Origin of the sequence: Limnoraphis robusta BA-68 BA1, from assembly GCF_034932365.1 — a bacterium.
In the GTDB taxonomy this organism is placed as follows: Bacteria; Cyanobacteriota; Cyanobacteriia; order Cyanobacteriales; family Microcoleaceae; genus Capilliphycus; species Capilliphycus robustus.
The window spans coordinates 1-17171 of the sequence record NZ_JAYGHR010000067.1 but is presented as its reverse complement, the minus strand read 5'-3'; the positions used below and the strand labels follow the sequence as shown (position 1 = coordinate 17171).

The 17171-nt window shown below is 43.2% G+C and carries 16 protein-coding genes; 10 read left to right on the top strand and 6 right to left on the bottom strand.

Features of this window, described 5'->3' with window-relative positions:
* Positions 1-25 precede the first annotated feature (25 nt).
* Positions 26-391: an acyl-CoA thioesterase gene (locus VB836_RS17895; protein ID WP_323221356.1), complete on the top strand. Its 366-nt coding sequence runs from the start codon at positions 26-28 to the stop codon at positions 389-391.
* A gap of 20 nt (positions 392-411) precedes the next feature.
* Here the strand turns inward: VB836_RS17895 and VB836_RS17890 are convergent, their stop codons facing one another.
* On the bottom strand, positions 412-822 hold the full coding sequence (locus VB836_RS17890; RefSeq protein ID WP_046278202.1) for a YbjN domain-containing protein: 411 nt from the start codon (positions 820-822) through the stop codon (positions 412-414).
* 268 nt (positions 823-1090) lie between these two features.
* On the opposite strand from VB836_RS17890, the gene mutL reads away from it, so the two are divergent.
* The 4 genes from mutL (at position 1091) to VB836_RS17870 (ending at position 5633) form a co-directional block, all read left to right on the top strand.
* Positions 1091-2776, top strand: a complete 1686-nt coding sequence (gene mutL, locus VB836_RS17885) for a DNA mismatch repair endonuclease MutL (RefSeq protein ID WP_323221354.1) — start codon at positions 1091-1093, stop codon at positions 2774-2776.
* Positions 2777-2821: 45 nt separating this feature from the next.
* Positions 2822-4012: a hypothetical protein gene (locus VB836_RS17880; protein ID WP_323221200.1), complete on the top strand. Its 1191-nt coding sequence runs from the start codon at positions 2822-2824 to the stop codon at positions 4010-4012.
* A 46-nt stretch (positions 4013-4058) separates the two neighbouring features.
* Positions 4059-4883 carry a SirB1 family protein gene (locus VB836_RS17875; RefSeq protein WP_323221198.1) on the top strand — a complete coding sequence of 275 codons (825 nt, stop codon included), beginning with the start codon at positions 4059-4061 and terminating at the stop codon, positions 4881-4883.
* Between the two features lie 105 nt (positions 4884-4988).
* Positions 4989-5633: an alpha/beta hydrolase gene (locus VB836_RS17870; RefSeq protein WP_323221196.1), complete on the top strand. Its 645-nt coding sequence runs from the start codon at positions 4989-4991 to the stop codon at positions 5631-5633.
* A gap of 35 nt (positions 5634-5668) precedes the next feature.
* On the opposite strand, the gene VB836_RS17865 is transcribed toward VB836_RS17870, so the two are convergent.
* The gene (locus VB836_RS17865; RefSeq protein ID WP_323221194.1) at positions 5669-6127 is read right to left on the bottom strand and encodes an SRPBCC family protein; all 459 of its coding nucleotides are present in this window, start codon (positions 6125-6127) and stop codon (positions 5669-5671) included.
* Between the two features lie 330 nt (positions 6128-6457).
* Between VB836_RS17865 and VB836_RS17860 the strand changes: the two genes are divergently transcribed.
* Positions 6458-8107 carry a mechanosensitive ion channel gene (locus VB836_RS17860; protein WP_323221192.1) on the top strand — a complete coding sequence of 550 codons (1650 nt, stop codon included), beginning with the start codon at positions 6458-6460 and terminating at the stop codon, positions 8105-8107.
* 133 nt (positions 8108-8240) lie between these two features.
* On the opposite strand, the gene VB836_RS17855 is transcribed toward VB836_RS17860, so the two are convergent.
* A complete protein-coding gene (locus tag VB836_RS17855) occupies positions 8241-8909 on the bottom strand; it encodes a DUF3318 domain-containing protein (RefSeq protein ID WP_323221190.1) in 669 nt (222 codons plus the stop codon).
* A gap of 473 nt (positions 8910-9382) precedes the next feature.
* The gene (locus VB836_RS17850; protein WP_323221188.1) at positions 9383-10129 is read right to left on the bottom strand and encodes a class I SAM-dependent methyltransferase; all 747 of its coding nucleotides are present in this window, start codon (positions 10127-10129) and stop codon (positions 9383-9385) included.
* 192 nt (positions 10130-10321) lie between these two features.
* On the opposite strand from VB836_RS17850, the gene VB836_RS17845 reads away from it, so the two are divergent.
* From VB836_RS17845 to VB836_RS17830, 4 genes are all read left to right on the top strand, one after another.
* Entirely contained in the window at positions 10322-11467 is a 1146-nt protein-coding gene (locus VB836_RS17845; RefSeq protein WP_323221186.1) for an ABC transporter ATP-binding protein, read from the top strand.
* Between the two features lie 110 nt (positions 11468-11577).
* Positions 11578-12711: a polyamine ABC transporter substrate-binding protein gene (locus VB836_RS17840; protein WP_407659693.1), complete on the top strand. Its 1134-nt coding sequence runs from the start codon at positions 11578-11580 to the stop codon at positions 12709-12711.
* Between the two features lie 33 nt (positions 12712-12744).
* On the top strand, positions 12745-13656 hold the full coding sequence (locus VB836_RS17835) for an ABC transporter permease (protein WP_046281860.1): 912 nt from the start codon (positions 12745-12747) through the stop codon (positions 13654-13656).
* A 153-nt stretch (positions 13657-13809) separates the two neighbouring features.
* A complete protein-coding gene (locus tag VB836_RS17830) occupies positions 13810-14664 on the top strand; it encodes an ABC transporter permease (RefSeq protein ID WP_323221184.1) in 855 nt (284 codons plus the stop codon).
* A 114-nt stretch (positions 14665-14778) separates the two neighbouring features.
* Here the strand turns inward: VB836_RS17830 and VB836_RS17825 are convergent, their stop codons facing one another.
* The gene (locus VB836_RS17825; RefSeq protein WP_323221181.1) at positions 14779-16365 is read right to left on the bottom strand and encodes a B12-binding domain-containing radical SAM protein; all 1587 of its coding nucleotides are present in this window, start codon (positions 16363-16365) and stop codon (positions 14779-14781) included.
* A 152-nt stretch (positions 16366-16517) separates the two neighbouring features.
* The coding region (locus VB836_RS17820; protein ID WP_323221179.1) for an RNA-guided endonuclease InsQ/TnpB family protein at positions 16518-17171 on the bottom strand (654 nt) is incomplete at its 5' end.

Here is a 17171-nt window from a genome sequence, read left to right as displayed (position 1 = left end):
TGGAGGTGGAGGATGTCAAGCGGGTATTGTTTGGCATGGGACTTATCTGAGTTGGATGGAAGAGTTGCGGGTGGAGAGTTTACGCTGGCTTTGCGTTGAATATAGCGACTTAGTGGCCGAGGGTTGCGATCTTCCCGTCGTCGAGTTGATGTTGCGCTATCATCAATCGGTGACAATGGGGATGACGATTTTGATCAAAGGACGACTCGTCCCGACAAAAGGCCTGCGGATGATTTGGGAATACCAAATTGTCTCCGAAGATAGTCAACAAAATTATGTTAGCGGACAAGTGACTTTGGTTCCTCTGAGTCGAGAAACAGGTAAAATTATGCGTCGCCTTCCTCCTAGATTACAAGAGGCTTTGGAAAAAATCAAAATGCTATCGATTTAAAAGCCTCTATAATTGCCAACTTATTGTAAATAGTCTTGGGTTAATTCATTGTCTAACAAAACATCCGTATCATACTCAATATTATCGAGCATAATCGAAAAATTAGTCCGGTCGTATTCTCCTTCAAAAAATGTCTCTAAAATCAGATCATCGTCTTCATCTAGATAAGCTTTCAGAAAAGTAAAATACAGATTTAACTCATTCACATATTCTAAAAGGTCTAACCGATCCAAATCTGGTTCAAAAGAATAAACAATGCTAACCAAAACTCCCCGATCCGAAATGGGATTTAAAATCAAGTTAGACTTGCGAGAATGACGACAGTAGAGCCTATCTTCTATTTCCTCTACTCGATAGCCGTTAAATTCGAGGTGGTTGCGATACTTCGCTAACGGATGAGAAGTCGCCTCATTCAAATCTAGATCACTCATCGTTCTCAACCTTTCACATTGCCCTACACTATTCTATCATAATCGGATTTTCATCCAACCTATCTTCCGAAAAAAATTCTCAAAAAAACAGGGAAATCACACCCTAAATTCATCTCCACACCCAAGAGGTCTGATGTCTTGAAATCCAACTCGCACTCAAAACACCAGTCGATTTGAGTCTCTTTGTCACGAATCCTTGAAACTCAAAAGTTATGATCAAACAATGGACTCAATCGGTAGAAAAAGCTTGGCTCATTCTCGGTACAATATGGCATCTCAAATTCAACCCTTACCTGAAGATATCATCTATTTAATCGCCGCAGGAGAAGTCATTGACTCTCTGGGGGCCGTTGTGCGAGAATTGGTGGAAAATGCCCTAGATGCCGGGGCGACTCGCATCACGATTTCCGTTTGGCCAGACCAATGGCGCGTGCAAGTGGCAGATAACGGCATCGGCATGGATCTGACGAACCTCGAACAAGCCGCCACCGCCCACAGTACCAGCAAAATTCGCACCATTGCCGATCTCTCCAATATTACCAGTTTAGGATTTCGCGGAGAAGCCCTCCACAGTTTAGCCCAGTTAGCCCAACTGGAAATTCTCAGCCGCCCAGTGGGGGAGATGGGATGGCGAGTCCTCTACAACCGCCAAGGAGAACCCCTCGAACCGGAAGCGGTGGCGATCGCACCGGGAACCATTGTCACCGTTTCGGACTTGTTTGACAACTGGCTTGGCCGCCGTCAAGCCTTACCCTCAGCCGCCCAACAACTGCGAAGCATTCATCAGATCGTCGGTCAAATTGCCCTCTGTCATCCTCACGTCAACTGGCAGGTACGCCAAGGTTCGACTTCTGGGTTACAAATTAGTTCCGGTGTCGGGGCTAATTCTATTTTGCCTCAAATTGTCCGGGGTGTGCGTATCGATGACTTACAACCTCTTGAGGTTCAACTGGCTAGCCCTGACGGCGATACAACGTCAATTTCTTCAATTCAAGGGGTTTTGGGTTTACCTGATCGCTGTCATCGTCATCGCCCCGACTGGGTTAAAATTGCCCTGAATGGTCGAATGGTGCGATCGCCTGAACTTGAACAAACGATTTTATCTGCTTTTAGTCGTACTGTGCCACGCGATCGCTTTCCCGTGTGTTTTATCCATCTACAAATAGATGCGTCTTTCATCGACTGGAACCGCCATCCGGCTAAAGAAGAAGTTTATTTGCATCATTTGAATTATTGGCAAGACCAAATTCAGGCTTGTATTGATCATAGGTTGCGTTTGAACCCGGAAACAGCATCTACTCAACTGCATCATGTCGATCAATTGCTGAAAGTCTCTGAAGAAAAAGGACGTTATCAAATTCGTCCTTCTATTCAACCTACAAAAGAGCAAACAATTTCTGAAGAATTTAGCTTAATTGAACTGCAAGCGATCGCCCAAGTTCATCATACCTATATTGTGGCAGAACACCCCAATGGTTTATGGTTGGTTGAACAACATATTGCCCATGAACGAGTCTTGTATGAACAACTCTGCCAGGCCTGGAAACTGATCAACGTTGAACCCCCTATCCTGCTACAACACCTTTCACCCCCTCAGATCGAACAATTACAGCATCTCGGTTTACAAGTTGATCCCTTTGGGTTGGAGTTGTCAGCCGTGCGTACCATCCCCGAAATGTTAGCACAACGAGAGGACTGTCGCGAAGCGTTAATAGAACTGAGTTTGGGGAAAGACTTGCAAGCAGCCCAAGTCGCAACCGCTTGTCGGAGTGCTATTCGTAATGGTACACCATTGAGTTTACGGGAAATGCAAACTTTACTTGAACAATGGGTAAGAACTCGCAACCCTCGGACTTGTCCCCACGGACGACCGATTTTTTTGCGTTTAGATGAATCTTCCTTATCGCGATTTTTTCGCCGCCATTGGGTGATTGGAAAAAGTCATGGAATTTAACAAGGTTTGGTAAAATTTAACTATAAATTCATTGAGGATATTTCTGTGAATTCTCAGCCACAGTATCCCCCAGTTCCGAGTTCTTCTGAGGACTCATCCAAAGCTTCTCAGTCTCCTTCTGTTCAGGGAAGTTACACGGAAAAAACCGCTCGAATTTTAGCTTGGGTTCAGGTGATTCGTTCGATTTCTCCTTTAATTTGGGCAATAGTCATTTTTGTCGTTATTGTTCCTTTAGTTGGTCAACTTTTTATTAATCAAGCGTTTGATTCTGCTTCAGTCAACAGCAACTCTCAGCCTCCTCAAACGATTGTTGTTCAGCCCAGTATTAATTGGCAGAAAGTTGATGAAGTCGTCGCTCAAGCTTTAACAACCGCTCACGAACAAGCTGAACAGTTTGCTTCTGAAAAACTCGATCTTTGGATAGATGACTTGATCGGCCGAGTGGATGATAATTTTATAGAGTGGTACTTTGGTTATTTTAATCAAAAACAGATTGAATTTAAAAGCGTTTTTGTGCAATTAAGTTCAGGTGTGGCGAATTTAGTTAATCCTGAGTTACCGAGTCCATCAGAGAAAGTTGCTGAAGTGATTACTCAAGATTTTCAAGAAGAATTTGCCAAGCGAGTTCTTCGTCCTCAAATTGCTCAACTTCAGCTTGAACGACTGACTCAACAAACCGTTAAACAGTATTTGCAGGAGTTATCGGGAAATCTCAATCAAATCCCTTTATCCTATCAAATTCCACAAGCTGATTGGAATCGTTATTTGAGTGATATTGCCCTGAGCATTTTTGATACAGAGGGGGAAGTTTCTACCTTGTCTCTCAAAGTTTTAGTCGGAGGAAGTGCTTATTTAGCAGTCAAACCGTTAGTTGCGCCTTTGGTGTTGAAAGTCGGGAGTAAAGTTGCAGCCAATTTCGCCGGAAAAGCGGGTGCAAAAATTGCCTTAAAAACGGGTGCAAGTTTAACCGGAAAAATGGCAGCCGGATTATTAGATTGTACAGTGGGAGTTGGAATTTTACTCTGGGATATTTGGGATACTTACCACACAGCGAATATTGAGAAGCCCATTTTACGAGCTACAATTATTGAATATTTAGAGGAGGTAAAAGCTTCAATTTTAGACAATCCCGAAACGGGAATAATGACGGCAATTGAGCAAATAGAATCGAAAATCATTGAATCTCTTGATTTCTCCGACCCGATCAGTTATTCGTTAGATGACCTAAAAGGATAAAGGCGGTATAATGAGGAATAAAAAGTTAATTTCCTCTATCAAAAATATGAATTTTTCACAAGCCAGACAACGATTTTCTCAAGAAACCCATCAGCCAGATGAACAGATCGATCTGGCGAAAGCGGCTCTCTATATGGCTCAAGAAGAGTTTCGGGATCTAGACGTTGAAGAATATCTCAATGCTATTGATGAAATGGCGGCGGAGGTGTTAGAAAGACTCGATGAACCGCGATATCCTTTGCGGGTGATTAAAACATTAAATCAATATTTGTTTGAGGATTTAGGATTTGTCGGAAATACAACGAATTATTACGATCCCAATAATAGCTTTTTAAATCAAGTGATTGAGCGACGGACTGGAATTCCGATTACTTTATCTGTCGTCTATTTAGAAATTGCCAAACGCATTAATTTTCCGATGGTAGGGATTGGAATGCCGGGACATTTTCTCGTTCGCCCTAATTTTTCAGGAGCGGGAATTTATGTCGATGTTTTCAACCAGGGAGAGATTTTATTTGCCGAAGATTGTCAGGCTAAATTAGCAGAACTTTATGGTCAACAGGTCAAACTGCGTCCCCAATTTCTCAACCCGGTGAACCCTAGACAAATCTTAGCGAGAATCTTAACAAATCTCAAAGTAATTTATATGAATGCCGGAGAGATTGTCAAGGCAGTTGCTGCAATAGAAAGGATTTTGCTGCTCTTTCCCGAGGAGCCGAATGAACGTCGGGATCGAGGCATTCTGTACTATCAGCTTGAACGTTGGACAGAAGCTCGTCAAGATTTAGAAAACTATTTAAAAAATCAGCCCCAGGCTCAAGATGCGGTGATTATCCGACAACTGTTAGCTCGGATGAATTCCAACAGATGACCGATAAAAAATTAAGATTTGGGGAACTTTAACAAAGTTTGAGGAGACAGATTAAGGGTATGATCAAGACGACTATTACAAGGTCAAAGAATTGGTGAGGAATCAATGATGAATTTTAAATTTGGGTGGCAGTTTGCGGGAATTAACAGTCCCAATAAATTTTTCAATCGAGGAATTTCCAAGTTGATCAGTTGGGGATTAGCATTGCTACTCGGCATTCTGGCTAGTTTAGCAATCTTTACACAATCTGCTCCGGCTGTGGAAGAATTTCAACTCAGATATGGGGCGGCGAATCTTCCCTTATCCTTTACAGAGTTACAAACCTTTGCAAAAACAGGCGAACAGTCCAACCAATTGCGATCGCTGTTTGTCCTAGCTGAATTGACTCCAGAACAAATCAAAAACTTTCAGGCTGCCCTCAATTATGGGGTAAACGTACCCCCGGGTATTGTAGACAGCTTGTTGGGTTCTAGCTATGGTCGATTGATGGTGGGAGCCTTAAATCTGTTTATTGCTCCCGATAGCGAGATTAGTAATATTGTCGATGGTTTGATCAATGGCTTGAAAACAGCAGCCAGAGATGGCAATATAACCTTAGTCGAAGCGATAGTCAGCTACCAAGGACTAGAGGTGATCACCGTTGATGTTGAAGATCTCATCGGGCTTTACAATGATATGGCCGGTCTGGGAGAACAAGCAATCGCATTTCTCAAAGCACAACCAGAAGTTCAAGAATTACTCTGTAAGTAGTAACAACTCTTTAGGGTTCTCATCGATTTTGTAGCCTATTGCAAGCCCCGATATTGTTCTTCCGCCACTCGTTTGAGACGGCGGAGTTGGGCTTGCATATCGGCTTTTGTCCAGTGAGCCGCAAATTGATTAAACCCAAACGCCACTAAAGGGTTAGGAATCTGGAATTCAAAACGATTGACTAACAAAGTCCCCTGAAATTGAGGCTGACATTCCCAGCGATCGCTTCCCCGAAAAAATCCGTTAAATCCCCAGACGATAGTCCCCGGTTCCCGCTCGATCACCACAGCCTCTAGGGTGGGTTCCAACAGGGGAATTTTGAGAAAAAAGCGAAATTTGCCGCCGACATCGGTATTCCAAGCCTCAACTGAATCACAACGGAGAGCAGGATTAAGCCAACGGTGCATCAAATCGCGATCAATGATGCAGCGTTCAACCGTCGTGGCGCTGGCCGAAATTTTAATTGATTGTTCAAAGACTTGACGAGATTGCATTTACCCTGCAAGCTATAGGCAGATTATGACTCATATAACGGATTATAAACCGTTACACCGATGAGGTGGCGAGAAGGACAACAGAAAGCGATGGATTCGCCTCTGAAATCCTGATTTTTCAAAGAATGTGAGGATTTTTCCCAATTCTGAGGGATTTGAGTTGCTAAAGTTGAGATGGCAACTTTGGCTCTGGGGTTTGAATCATCCCGATCCACCTTAAACATCTCAGATAAAAGAGCCAACAATCCTCAACATTTCTGTCCAAAGCCAGATGTGAAGGGATCACTTTCCCTTTCACAATTCTAGACTTCAAGATTATCTCAAAGAACCATGAATGGAACTTGGCACGAAATGATATCAGTCTTCGGGACAACCATACCCACTCTTTCTCATCTGACATTGGCTCAGGATGCGACAGCTAACCCCTTTAATCTGGGGAACTACACCTTGGGTTCAATCAACCTAGTTGATATCGGAATATCCCTATTGATCCTGCTGGTGGGCTATCTGATCGCCCTATTTGCCCAGTCTTTGGTCAAGAGTCTGTTAAAGAAAACCGATTTCGACAACAAAATTGCCTCCTGGGTAACAGGGCGTTCGGATGGTGGGGAGAACATTCCGGTTGAAAACTGGGTGGGGACAGCAGTATTTTGGATCATCTTCCTATTTGCGATTATTGGTTTTCTCGAAAGACTGCAACTGACGGCTGCATCTACCCCTCTGACGACTTTACTCAATGAGATCACGATCTTCTTCCCGAGAATTCTAGCGGCTCTAATTTTATTGGGAATTGCTTGGGTCGTTGCAACCGTGTGTAAAGCGGTGACGGTGCGAATCTTAAATGGGTTTAGAGTCGATGAACGCCTAAACCAGCAGGTCAATGATGGCACAACTCAAGCTGACTTTTCTCTGAGTGAAACCTTTGGAAATGCTATCTATTGGTTTATTTTCCTGCTGTTCTTACTGCCGGTTCTTGACACTCTGAGTTTACAGGGATTATTAGCGCCTGTGCAGCAAATGCTCAATCAGGTGCTGTTCATCCTGCCCAACATCTTAGCTGCTATTCTGATTGCGGCAGCAGGATGGGTGATTGCTCAAATTGTGCGTCGTATTGTTACCAATTTGCTGATTGCAGTCGGTACCGATCGCTTAGGCAGACGTTTTGGTTTGGGCGACGCGGCGAATGGTCAGAGTTTATCCTCGATTATCGGAACGGTTGTTTACGTTCTGATTTTGATTCCCATTGCGATTGCGGCTCTCAATGCCCTGAAAATTGAAGCTATTTCAGTTCCGGCGATTGAAATGCTCAGTCGCATTCTGAATATTATTCCTCAATTGTTTGCAGCAGGCGTCATTTTGGCGGTTGCCTATGTGATTGGACGCTTTGTTAGTGATCTGGTGACTAGCGTTTTAACCAGCTTTGGATTTAATAGATTATTCTATTGGCTGGGCTTGCAATCGACTCCTCCCCATGAGGAAACTGTTGTCGGAACAGATCATCAAGTTAGAGTCGTGGATACGACTTCCCCATCAACCACTCGTACCCCTTCAGAAATTGTCGGGATTATTGCCTTTGTCGGGATTATGCTGTTTGCTATTGTCACAGCAACCGATATCCTACAGTTGACCTCGCTGACGTTGATCCTTGAGCAGATTATTCTGATTGCAGGTCGGGTTTTAATTGGTGTCGTTATCTTTGCCGTTGGCTTGTATTTTGCTAACTTAGCTCATCGCTTAGTGCTGAGTTCGGGTACGGGCAATTCTAAACTTTTAGCTCAAGCTGCTCGTGTTGCGATTATTATCTTTGTTGGTGCGATGGCTCTCCAACAAATGGGCATTGGTAGCGATATTGTTAATTTAGCTTTTGGACTTCTCTTAGGAGCAATTGCGGTTGCAGTCGCTATTTCCTTTGGTTTAGGAGGACGAGATATCGCGGCTGAAAAAATCCGTGAAACTCTCTCCAAAGTTCAACAGAAATAGGCATTTACGTCCTTTTTAGGTTCGTAATCCTTGGGCCGTGATTTGATCTCTCAGAAGTCGCTGGTTTTCTAACTTAGATAAATTAGCTTAAGCAACCAGCGACTTTTGAGTTTTGAGTCGGTTTTCAGTCAACTTAACTGTTGTAGATACTTTCTGAAGTCGATGAGGGTTCGCTAGACCCTTTAACCCGAGATTTGGCTTTGGCAGCACTGCGTTTCAACGCCTGGAGTCGCGCCTCATAACGAGCGCGTTGTCGCTTTTTAGGGGTTTGCTCGATTAACGTTTTTAAAGCACTTCCTAAGCTCTTATAGGCGTTGGGTAGCGTATAACCAAATCGAGAAGCAATCGCGATCGCTTTTTCGTCTGCATCAATCGATTCTTGTAAGGTTTTCTCGCCATTATTTTTCTGGTAAAGGCGATAACCCGAAACCCCACACAATGCTAAAGCCAGGAGCAACAAGAGTCCATCTTGAACCCAAAGTTCACCCACGGCTCCCCCCAAACCAATCGCTAAAGCCGCCATTTCCCATCCATCTCGGGGAATCGTATCATTTTGAATCCGAGCCACTTCATGCCAAAATAGCAGGTTACGCTGATCCATTGCCAATTGTTCCCAGCGAACTAAGTCTATTTGTATTTCAACTTGATCTTTGCCAATTTCTTCGCTACGGATTAATAAGGGGTTGACTTCTATGGTTTTCTCAACCGTCACCCAACTCTGTAACTCAGGTGGTAATAAGCCTTTCAGTCGCCGCAGTTCGCTCATCTCGGCTCTGGCTGTGGAGGTTGCATACGATGTCATAGTTTCGGCTCAATAAAATTTGTTATACAAACACAGTGAATCTAACTATCCTATCTCAAACGATCACGGATCTCCTTTCTATTCTACCATGTAGGTTTTTAGCTCTTGGGTTTCCCAAGCGTTTGCAGGATATCTTTAGAGGTATCTTTCTGGGTTGAATCTTATTTTAGATTAATCCAAGTTGATTTATCGGGTTTTCAGATGAATTTTAACCCGGTCAATGATCGCCTTCTGCACAATTGAGAACCTGAGATAGATGATGAATTATAATATATATTTTACCGGATTACGACCCTCAAAACTCATTGGTATATTTTGAATATAGGCATCTGTAAATGCAAGAACTAACTGACCATATTCAATTTTAAAACTATTCCTATTATCAAATTTACTGAGGATATTTTGAGTAAAAATTGTTTTTTAACTTAATAAATATTGAATGAACGCATTGTTTATTTCATAAAAACGTAACTTCAAGAGGGTAATTTATCTAGTTTTTTTGCTAATAAACCGATGTGTCCGGGTGAAAATTGTAATTGACCATAACTTTCTAGCACTTGCACGTGAAAGCCAATTTTGTTTAATTCGGCGATAATTTCTGTCCGTTCTAACAGTTGTAATTGATGAACTTCTTGATCTCGTCGATAAAGTTCTCCAACCTTACGAAAAGTTGTGATCCATCGGGTTAAACGTTTTTGTTGTTGATTTTCCTCTCCATAAACTAACACCGCCCAATCTTCAGTTTGTTTAAAATTTCGATAACTCTCTCCTCCAACAACTCGTCCGGGTTCAGCAATATCAAACAGAAATAAACCCCCTGAACTCAAAGCATCATAAACTCGCTGAAATAATTTTAACCGTTCAGTTTTCTTGTTATTTTCATCAAATAAATAATTCAAACATTCACCAATTGCAGTCACCGCAATACAAGCCGGAATTTTAACGGTAAATAAAGATTCTACTTTAAATGTTGCTTCTGGAACTCGTTGACGAGCGATCACAATTAAATCAGCAGAGATATCAATTCCCAAAACCTGATAACCTGCGGCATAAAGTTTTTGATCTAGAATGCCACTCCCACAACCTAAATTAACAATTAAACCGTTATTTTTTCCGGGTTGTTGCAGAGTATTCAACAAAAAAGATGCTGCATTTTCCGCCAATTCGCTAAAACCAACATCGTGAATATAAGCCAGATCTTCAGTATAAAAGTGAGTCATCGTTCTTAACGTTAACGAAAATTAATATAAAAAAGCAAGAGTTAACAGGTTGGGCGGGTTTATATCAATAGTTTGTGGGAAGATATAGATCTGTTTGGAACCCGCCCGTAAATCACTGATCACCGATCTCTTGTCAGCCCTACTCCCATCGGATAAGCTAAAGTAGGGAAATCTCCGCCAAACGTTGCTATTATGCTTCAGACAGCTACCCAAAATCCAGGTGCGATCGGGACGGACTCTCAACTCGATGTCGAACTTCGCAAAGTTTTCAAAGTCTTTAACGGAGAAACAGCAGTGCGAGGAGTCGATCTAGACGTGCGTCGAGGCGAGTTTTTTAGTATACTAGGGCCTTCTGGCTGTGGTAAAACCACAACTTTGCGTTTAGTCGCCGGATTTGAAACCCCCTCAGCAGGTGAAGTCTTGATTAGGGGACAATCCATGACTCGAGTTCCCCCCTACCTACGTCCAGTTAATACCGTTTTTCAAAGTTACGCTTTATTTAGTCATCTGAATGTTCGAGATAATATCGCTTTTGGCTTACGAGTCAAACGACGAGGCAAAGCAGAAATCGAGGAAAAAGTCAAGGAAGCTCTGAGATTAGTAAAAATGGAAGCCTTTGTGAGTCGGTTTCCTTCACAAATGTCAGGAGGACAACAACAACGAGTCGCTTTAGCGAGGGCTTTGGTGAACCGTCCGGCAGTATTATTACTCGATGAACCCTTGGGTGCCTTAGATCTGAAACTGCGTAAGCAAATGCAGGTTGAGTTATCCAACTTACACAAAAATCTCGGCTTAACCTTCATTATGGTGACGCACGACCAAGAAGAAGCGATGAGTTTATCCGATCGCATTGCCGTGATGCACGAGGGCCGTATTGAACAAATCGGCAGTCCTAACGAAATCTACGAATATCCTCAGACTCCTTTTGTTGCAGACTTTATCGGCGATACGAACCTGTTTCGAGGACGAGTGGAAGCGGCTGATGCTTCGAGTCAACTGATCGTTACAGAAACGGGATTAAAAATTGAGGTATACCCCTCAGCGCCGACTCAAACCTCAGTTTCTTCAAAGATCCAAATTGGTGATGGGGTAGTCGTCAGTGTACGACCCGAAAAAATTGTGATCAGTAACAATCCTTTAGGCGGTGCGGCTAACTGTTTTGAAGGCCGACTGATCAACAGAATGTATCTGGGAACCCACTTACAATATATTGTGCAGTTACTCTCTGGTGAAGAATTGACGATCCGACAGTCAAAAACCAGTGAAGCGATCGACAATGGAGAAACGACTGTTTATATCAGTTGGAAACCCACAGACTGCTTGGCTTTGAGTCAATAAGACGCTAAAATCTTTTGTTTGTTCGCTCGTCTTCTGCACGCCTGACTGCGGTTTGTGGGAAAATGTCAGGTGTTGTCTTCAACAGGCCAGATTACCATTGGGCTGAAATCGTGCCTCCAATTCATAGACCAAAACCATCTTTAACCAGGGCTGTTCAAACTCGACGTCAATTTCTGCAAACCTCGATAGCCGCCGCCGCCGCTTCTACGATGACGAGTTGCGGATGGACTCTGGCTGAGGTGAAAACCACGCCCAACACTCAAGTTGCTTCTGATACCCTGTATATTTACACTTGGACAGGTTACACCGATAGCGATTTACTGGATCGCTTTACCGAAGAAACCGGGTTGAAAGTCGTGGCGGATGTCTTTGACTCCAACGAGTCGATGCTTGCCCGCATTCAAACCGGAGGTGCAGGAGCTTATAGTGTTATTTATCCTTCTGATTACATGGTTCAGAAGATGGCGGATCTGGGCTTACTGATGGAGTTGGATCACTCCCTACTCCTGGGTTTAGAAGATATGTTCCCCATGTTCCAAAATCCGGTTTATGATCCTGGCAATCGCTACAGCATCCCCATCAGTTGGGGAACGACGGGATTAATTTACAACAGTCGAAAACTCAAACAACCCCCAGAGGACTGGGATTATCTCTGGCAAAATCAACGGCAAATTTCTAAACAATTTACCCTTCTCAATGATGTGCGAGAGGTATTCGGTGCAACCTTGCGAACCTTAGGCTACTCGTACAACTCCACTGACCCTCAACAAATTAGCCAAGCCTACGAAAAACTCATCAAACTACAACCTGCGATCGCCTCTTTTACAACAGATGCTTGGCGTCCTCAGATGATTGTTGGGGATTTGTTGATCGCCATGTGTTATTCAGCAGATGCGGCGGAAGTGATGCCGGAAAATGAAGATTTGAGGTATATTACTCCCCGCAGTGGCTCATCGCTGTGGACTGATACTTTGGTGATTCCGAAATCTGCCCCCAACCCCGATGGGGCTTATCAGTGGATGAATTTCATGCTTCAGCCGGAAATAGCCGCTCAAGTGGTTGAACGCCTCAGTTTTGCCACTCCCTCGGAAGTGGCTTTTAGAAAACTCCCGAAAACCTTGCGAGACGATCCGACACTGTTTCCGCCCGAGTCTGTGATAGAAAGAAGTGAGTCTTTGGCTCCCCTTTCAGCAGAGGCGAATGAAATTTTTGATCGCTATTGGACAAGACTGACGAGTGCTTAATCAACATTGCTCACCATTCAGGGTTCACTGAAAATGGCTGTATCGAGTAAAAATCCGCCCAATTTTCCCCCGACTTCGCCAAAAACAGGTTTGAAACAAAGGGCGACGAAACTAATCGGCCCGTTGGTGTTATTAGGGCCTGCTGGGTTGTGGTTGCTGTTATTGCTGGTTCTGCCCACATTAGTTATTTTTCAACTGAGTTTAGTTGAAAATATTCGACCGGGTGATGTAGTCATTCCTGATGGCATTGCGAACTATTTGCGGGTGTTTGATCCAGTCAATTTACAAGTGATTGGGCGATCGCTGTTTTTTGCTTTTGGAACAACCATTTTGTGTTTAGTCTTGGGGTTTCCTGTCGCTTACTGGATCGCCATTAACGCGCCCTCGAGATGGCGAAATTTGTTGCTGTTGGGGTTTGTTTTACCCTTGTGGACTTCTTCACTTTTGCGAACCTATGCTTGGATTACGATTTTACGACCAACAGGAGTATTAAACTCGTTTTTAGGAGTTTTAGGTTTACCTGCGTTGGAGTTACTGAACCGAACTCCGGCGGTTTTAATTGGGATGGCTTATAGTTATTTGCCTTATATTGTCACGGTTCTCTATGCGTCCTTAGAGAAGCTAGATCGGCGTTTATTGGAGGCTTCGGCTGATTTAGGAGCAAAACCAACCGAAACCTTTTGGAAGGTGACTGTGCCGCAAGCAAGGGCGGGTATTGCTGCCGGAGCGTTGTTAGTGTTTATTAGTTCATTAGGGGATTTTGTTGATCCTGAACTTCTTGGCGGTGCCTCGAGTATGACCGTTTCTCGATTAATTTTCAATCAATTTTTAGGGGCGACTCAAAATTGGGGTTTTGGTTCGGCGTTGAGTATGGTGTTAATTATGGGGGTGAGTTTAGCGATCGCACTTTTACTAAAATATGGGGATGGTAGACCGTCGAAATAGGGAACAGTAAACAGTGAACAGTGACCAGTGACCAGTTATCAGTTTACAGTTTACAGTTTACAGTTAACAATTTTGCCTTTTGCCTGCCTTTTGCCTTTTGCCTGCCTCTTGCCTATAGCAAGATTGCCTCTTGCCTAATTTGATAATTTTCTCATGCAACAAGAATTAAAACAACAACATCAAAATGAGGATATTCCGATAGAAATGAGAGATACAAAACCAAAATTTCAGGTTTCTTGGCAGGTCATTTTTGTAGGATTGATGTTTTTTTATATGTACCTGCCAATTTTTGTGTTAACGTTTTATAGCTTTAACAAATCTCGTTATAGTGCGGGATGGCAGGGCTTTACATTAGAATGGTATGCTAAACTCTTTCAAGATACTCGCATTTTATCAGCCCTACAAAATAGTTTATTGGTTGCCTTTTCTGCGATTGGAATTTCAGCCGTGATTGGAACTTTAATGGCAGTCGGATTAGCTCGATTTCGATTTCGCGGAAAAAGTTTATATCAAGGGGTTTCTTATTTACCCTTAATTATACCTGATATTGCGATCGCTGTTTCTACGCTGGTTTTTCTCGCGGCTGTAGCCATTCCATTAAGTATTTGGACGATTGTAGCAGCTCATGTGGTGTTTTGTTTGGCTTATGTAGCGTTAGTTGTTTCGACACGTTTAGCCGATCTCAATCCTCATTTAGAAGAAGCCGCTTTAGATTTAGGTGCGACTCCGGTTGAAGCCTTTATTCAAGTCTTATTACCGGAATTAATGCCCGGAATATTGTCTGGTTGTTTGTTAGCCTTTGTGCTGAGTATGGATGACTTTTTAATTGCCAGTTTTACCGCCGGAAGCGGAGCAACAACGTTACCAATGGAGATTTTTAGCCGCATTAGAACAGGCGTCAAACCCGATATTAACGCCTTGAGTGTCATTCTCATTATCGGTTCGGGAATGGTCGCTTTTCTAGGAGAATTTTTGAGAACTCAAGGCGATAAAAAACGCCAAGGATAACATTTATGATAACAGGTGGGGGTAATTCATGAATTACCCCGACAAAAATGGCTGACTGTCTCTTAGTGCCTCTGTACCGAGCGTGGTTTTTATGCTCTGGCTTTCAAACTACAATCACACAACATTAACCAACTTTTTGGTGTAATTCTCCACAGAACCCCGACTCAACAAAGGATCATAACCTAACTGTTGTGTAATTCGTTCTCGGGCTAAAACACGATACTCCCAAAAATGTTCTCCGGCGGCACAGAGGGCAAAATACAAATTCAGAACTTCAGGCTTTTTCCGCAAAATCATCCAGAGTTGTCGCCAAAACTGTCCGCGAATTTCTGGGCGGCGTATACCCTGATGCCAGATAATCTGAGAAATGAGACGTAACCCTTGACCAATAGGATACTGCATCGTTTGTCGTCCGGGAAGTGAACCCAAACGCAGACATTGTTCTAAACACCGTTTGAGATAATTTTTAGGTTCATACATTTTCCAAAACCCATCAACATATTCTCGGGCAATTTCAGAAATTGGACGAGTCGGAACAAAATTCATCAATGTATTTTGGTCTCCGGTGGGATGACTGCGCCCCTCTAATAAACGTCCTTCTCCCTGGAGTCGGTTCCACAAAGCGGTATTAGGTAAAGCCTGAAGAATTCCTAACATCGGTTGAGGAATGGTTGTTTTTTCTACAAAAGCTTGAATTCGTTCCCCTGCGCCTGTTCGTTCGCCATCAAAACCGAGAATAAACCCAGCATAGATCAATAATCCCGCATCATTAATTTTGTGACAAGCTTCTACGAGGGGATGGCGAGTATTTTGAACTTTGTGTGTGACTTGTAAACTATCTTGGTCTGGAGTTTCAATTCCGAGGAAAACCGAATAAAACCCAGCTTCACGCATCAACTGCAACAGTTCATCGTCTTCTGCCAAATTAACGGAAGCTTCCGTAATAAAGGTAAAAGGATAGTTGTGTTGCTTCATCCAAGGAATCAATTCTCGGAGAAAGCGTTTAACATTGCGTTGATTGCCAATAAAGTTGTCATCGACGATAAACAACGACCCTCGCCACCCTAAATCATACAACGTTTGTAATTCGGCTAAGGCTTGATGGGGTTCTTTTGTGCGGGGTTTACGACCATACAGGGTGATAATATCGCAAAATTCGCAGTTAAACGGACAACCCCGAGAAAACTGCATCGCCATCATAAAGTAGGAATTTCGTTGTAGCAAGTCAAAACGGGGTATCGGACTTTGGGTGACATCCGGTTTTTCTAGGGAACGAAAAACGCCTTGAGATTTGCCTTCTGTGAGTGCTTCTAGAAACAACGAAACTGTCATTTCTCCTTCATCGAGGATGAGATAATTCGCCCCAGAGTCGAGGGCATCTTGGGGAACAGAGGTTGGATAGGGGCCGCCGACTGCGACTTTTTTTCCTAACTGTACGGCTTTTTGAATTAAGCTATGAAAATCAGCTTTCTGCACTAACATTGCCGACAGAATCACCAAATCACACCAGTCCCAATCTGCATCAGTCTCTAGGCTAACATTGCGATCATAAAAACGAATTTCCCAGTCTTCGGGAAGAAGTGCGGCGACGGTCAGAATTCCCAAAGGTGGAATCATCGCTTTGAGTCCTGCCATTTTCATCGCCCGGTCATAAGACCAAAACGATTGAGGAAAGCGAGGATAGAGGAGTAGGGCTTTCATTGGATTTTAAACCTATGTAGATTGACGTTGATTGAAATAGAGATCAAAACTCGGTTGATTGAATAGCCCCTCCATGACATCAGTATACCTTAGTCAGTCTTTTGACATCCTCCACCTCCAAATCAAAAGATTATGGAGGTGGATTCCCATCATCACTGATGGGGTTTCCTGGCTCTACGAGCAACCTTACTTTTTGGGGTTTCTCCCTCCAAGCAGTGGGTCATCTCATCCCCAGGCGTTACTTTCCGAGTGCCCCTCGGTAGTTGTGCTAGACCTTGCAACGCTTTCATCAAAATATTAATGGCAGCGTTCGTATCCCGGTCATCTAAATAACCGCAATGTGGGCATTTATGAGTGCGAGTGGACAAAGTTTTCTTAACTTCTTGTCCGCAACTTGAACAGTTTTGAGATGTGTAATGAGGTGCAACAGCAATCACTGGCACGTCAAAAACTTTTCCGAAATACTCCAACCACTGCCTAAACAACGTCCAACTAGCATCAGATATTGATTTAGCTAAATTGTGGTTCTTAACCATATTCCGCACTTTTAGATCTTCAATGGCTACCAAGTCTGCCGACAGGATAAGCGCCCAAGCAGTCTTTACTGCAAAGTCTTTACGCCGCCTTGATACCAAGAGATGCGTTCTACCCAACTTTTTAATGGCTTTGAAGCGATTTCTTGACCCTTTAGTTCTACGAGAAACACGTTTTTGTGCGCGTTTTAAAGACTTCTCAGCTTTTCTCAAGAACCTTGGGTTTTCTATTTTATTACCATCAGAGTCAGTATAGAAATGATTTAAACCAAC

Excerpts from the sequence above, each read along its gene's own strand:
- VB836_RS17890 (WP_046278202.1), bottom strand. The coding sequence starts at position 822 with ATGAGTGATCTAGATTTGAATGAGGCGACTTCTCATCCGTTAGCGAAG.
- mutL (WP_323221354.1), top strand. The coding sequence starts at position 1,091 with ATGGCATCTCAAATTCAACCCTTACCTGAAGATATCATCTATTTAATC.
- VB836_RS17875 (WP_323221198.1), top strand. The coding sequence starts at position 4,059 with ATGAATTTTTCACAAGCCAGACAACGATTTTCTCAAGAAACCCATCAG.
- VB836_RS17870 (WP_323221196.1), top strand. The coding sequence starts at position 4,989 with ATGATGAATTTTAAATTTGGGTGGCAGTTTGCGGGAATTAACAGTCCC.
- VB836_RS17865 (WP_323221194.1), bottom strand. The coding sequence starts at position 6,127 with ATGCAATCTCGTCAAGTCTTTGAACAATCAATTAAAATTTCGGCCAGC.
- VB836_RS17860 (WP_323221192.1), top strand. The coding sequence starts at position 6,458 with ATGAATGGAACTTGGCACGAAATGATATCAGTCTTCGGGACAACCATA.
- VB836_RS17855 (WP_323221190.1), bottom strand. The coding sequence starts at position 8,909 with ATGACATCGTATGCAACCTCCACAGCCAGAGCCGAGATGAGCGAACTG.
- VB836_RS17850 (WP_323221188.1), bottom strand. The coding sequence starts at position 10,129 with ATGACTCACTTTTATACTGAAGATCTGGCTTATATTCACGATGTTGGT.
- VB836_RS17845 (WP_323221186.1), top strand. The coding sequence starts at position 10,322 with ATGCTTCAGACAGCTACCCAAAATCCAGGTGCGATCGGGACGGACTCT.
- VB836_RS17835 (WP_046281860.1), top strand. The coding sequence starts at position 12,745 with ATGGCTGTATCGAGTAAAAATCCGCCCAATTTTCCCCCGACTTCGCCA.
- VB836_RS17830 (WP_323221184.1), top strand. The coding sequence starts at position 13,810 with ATGCAACAAGAATTAAAACAACAACATCAAAATGAGGATATTCCGATA.
- VB836_RS17825 (WP_323221181.1), bottom strand. The coding sequence starts at position 16,365 with ATGAAAGCCCTACTCCTCTATCCTCGCTTTCCTCAATCGTTTTGGTCT.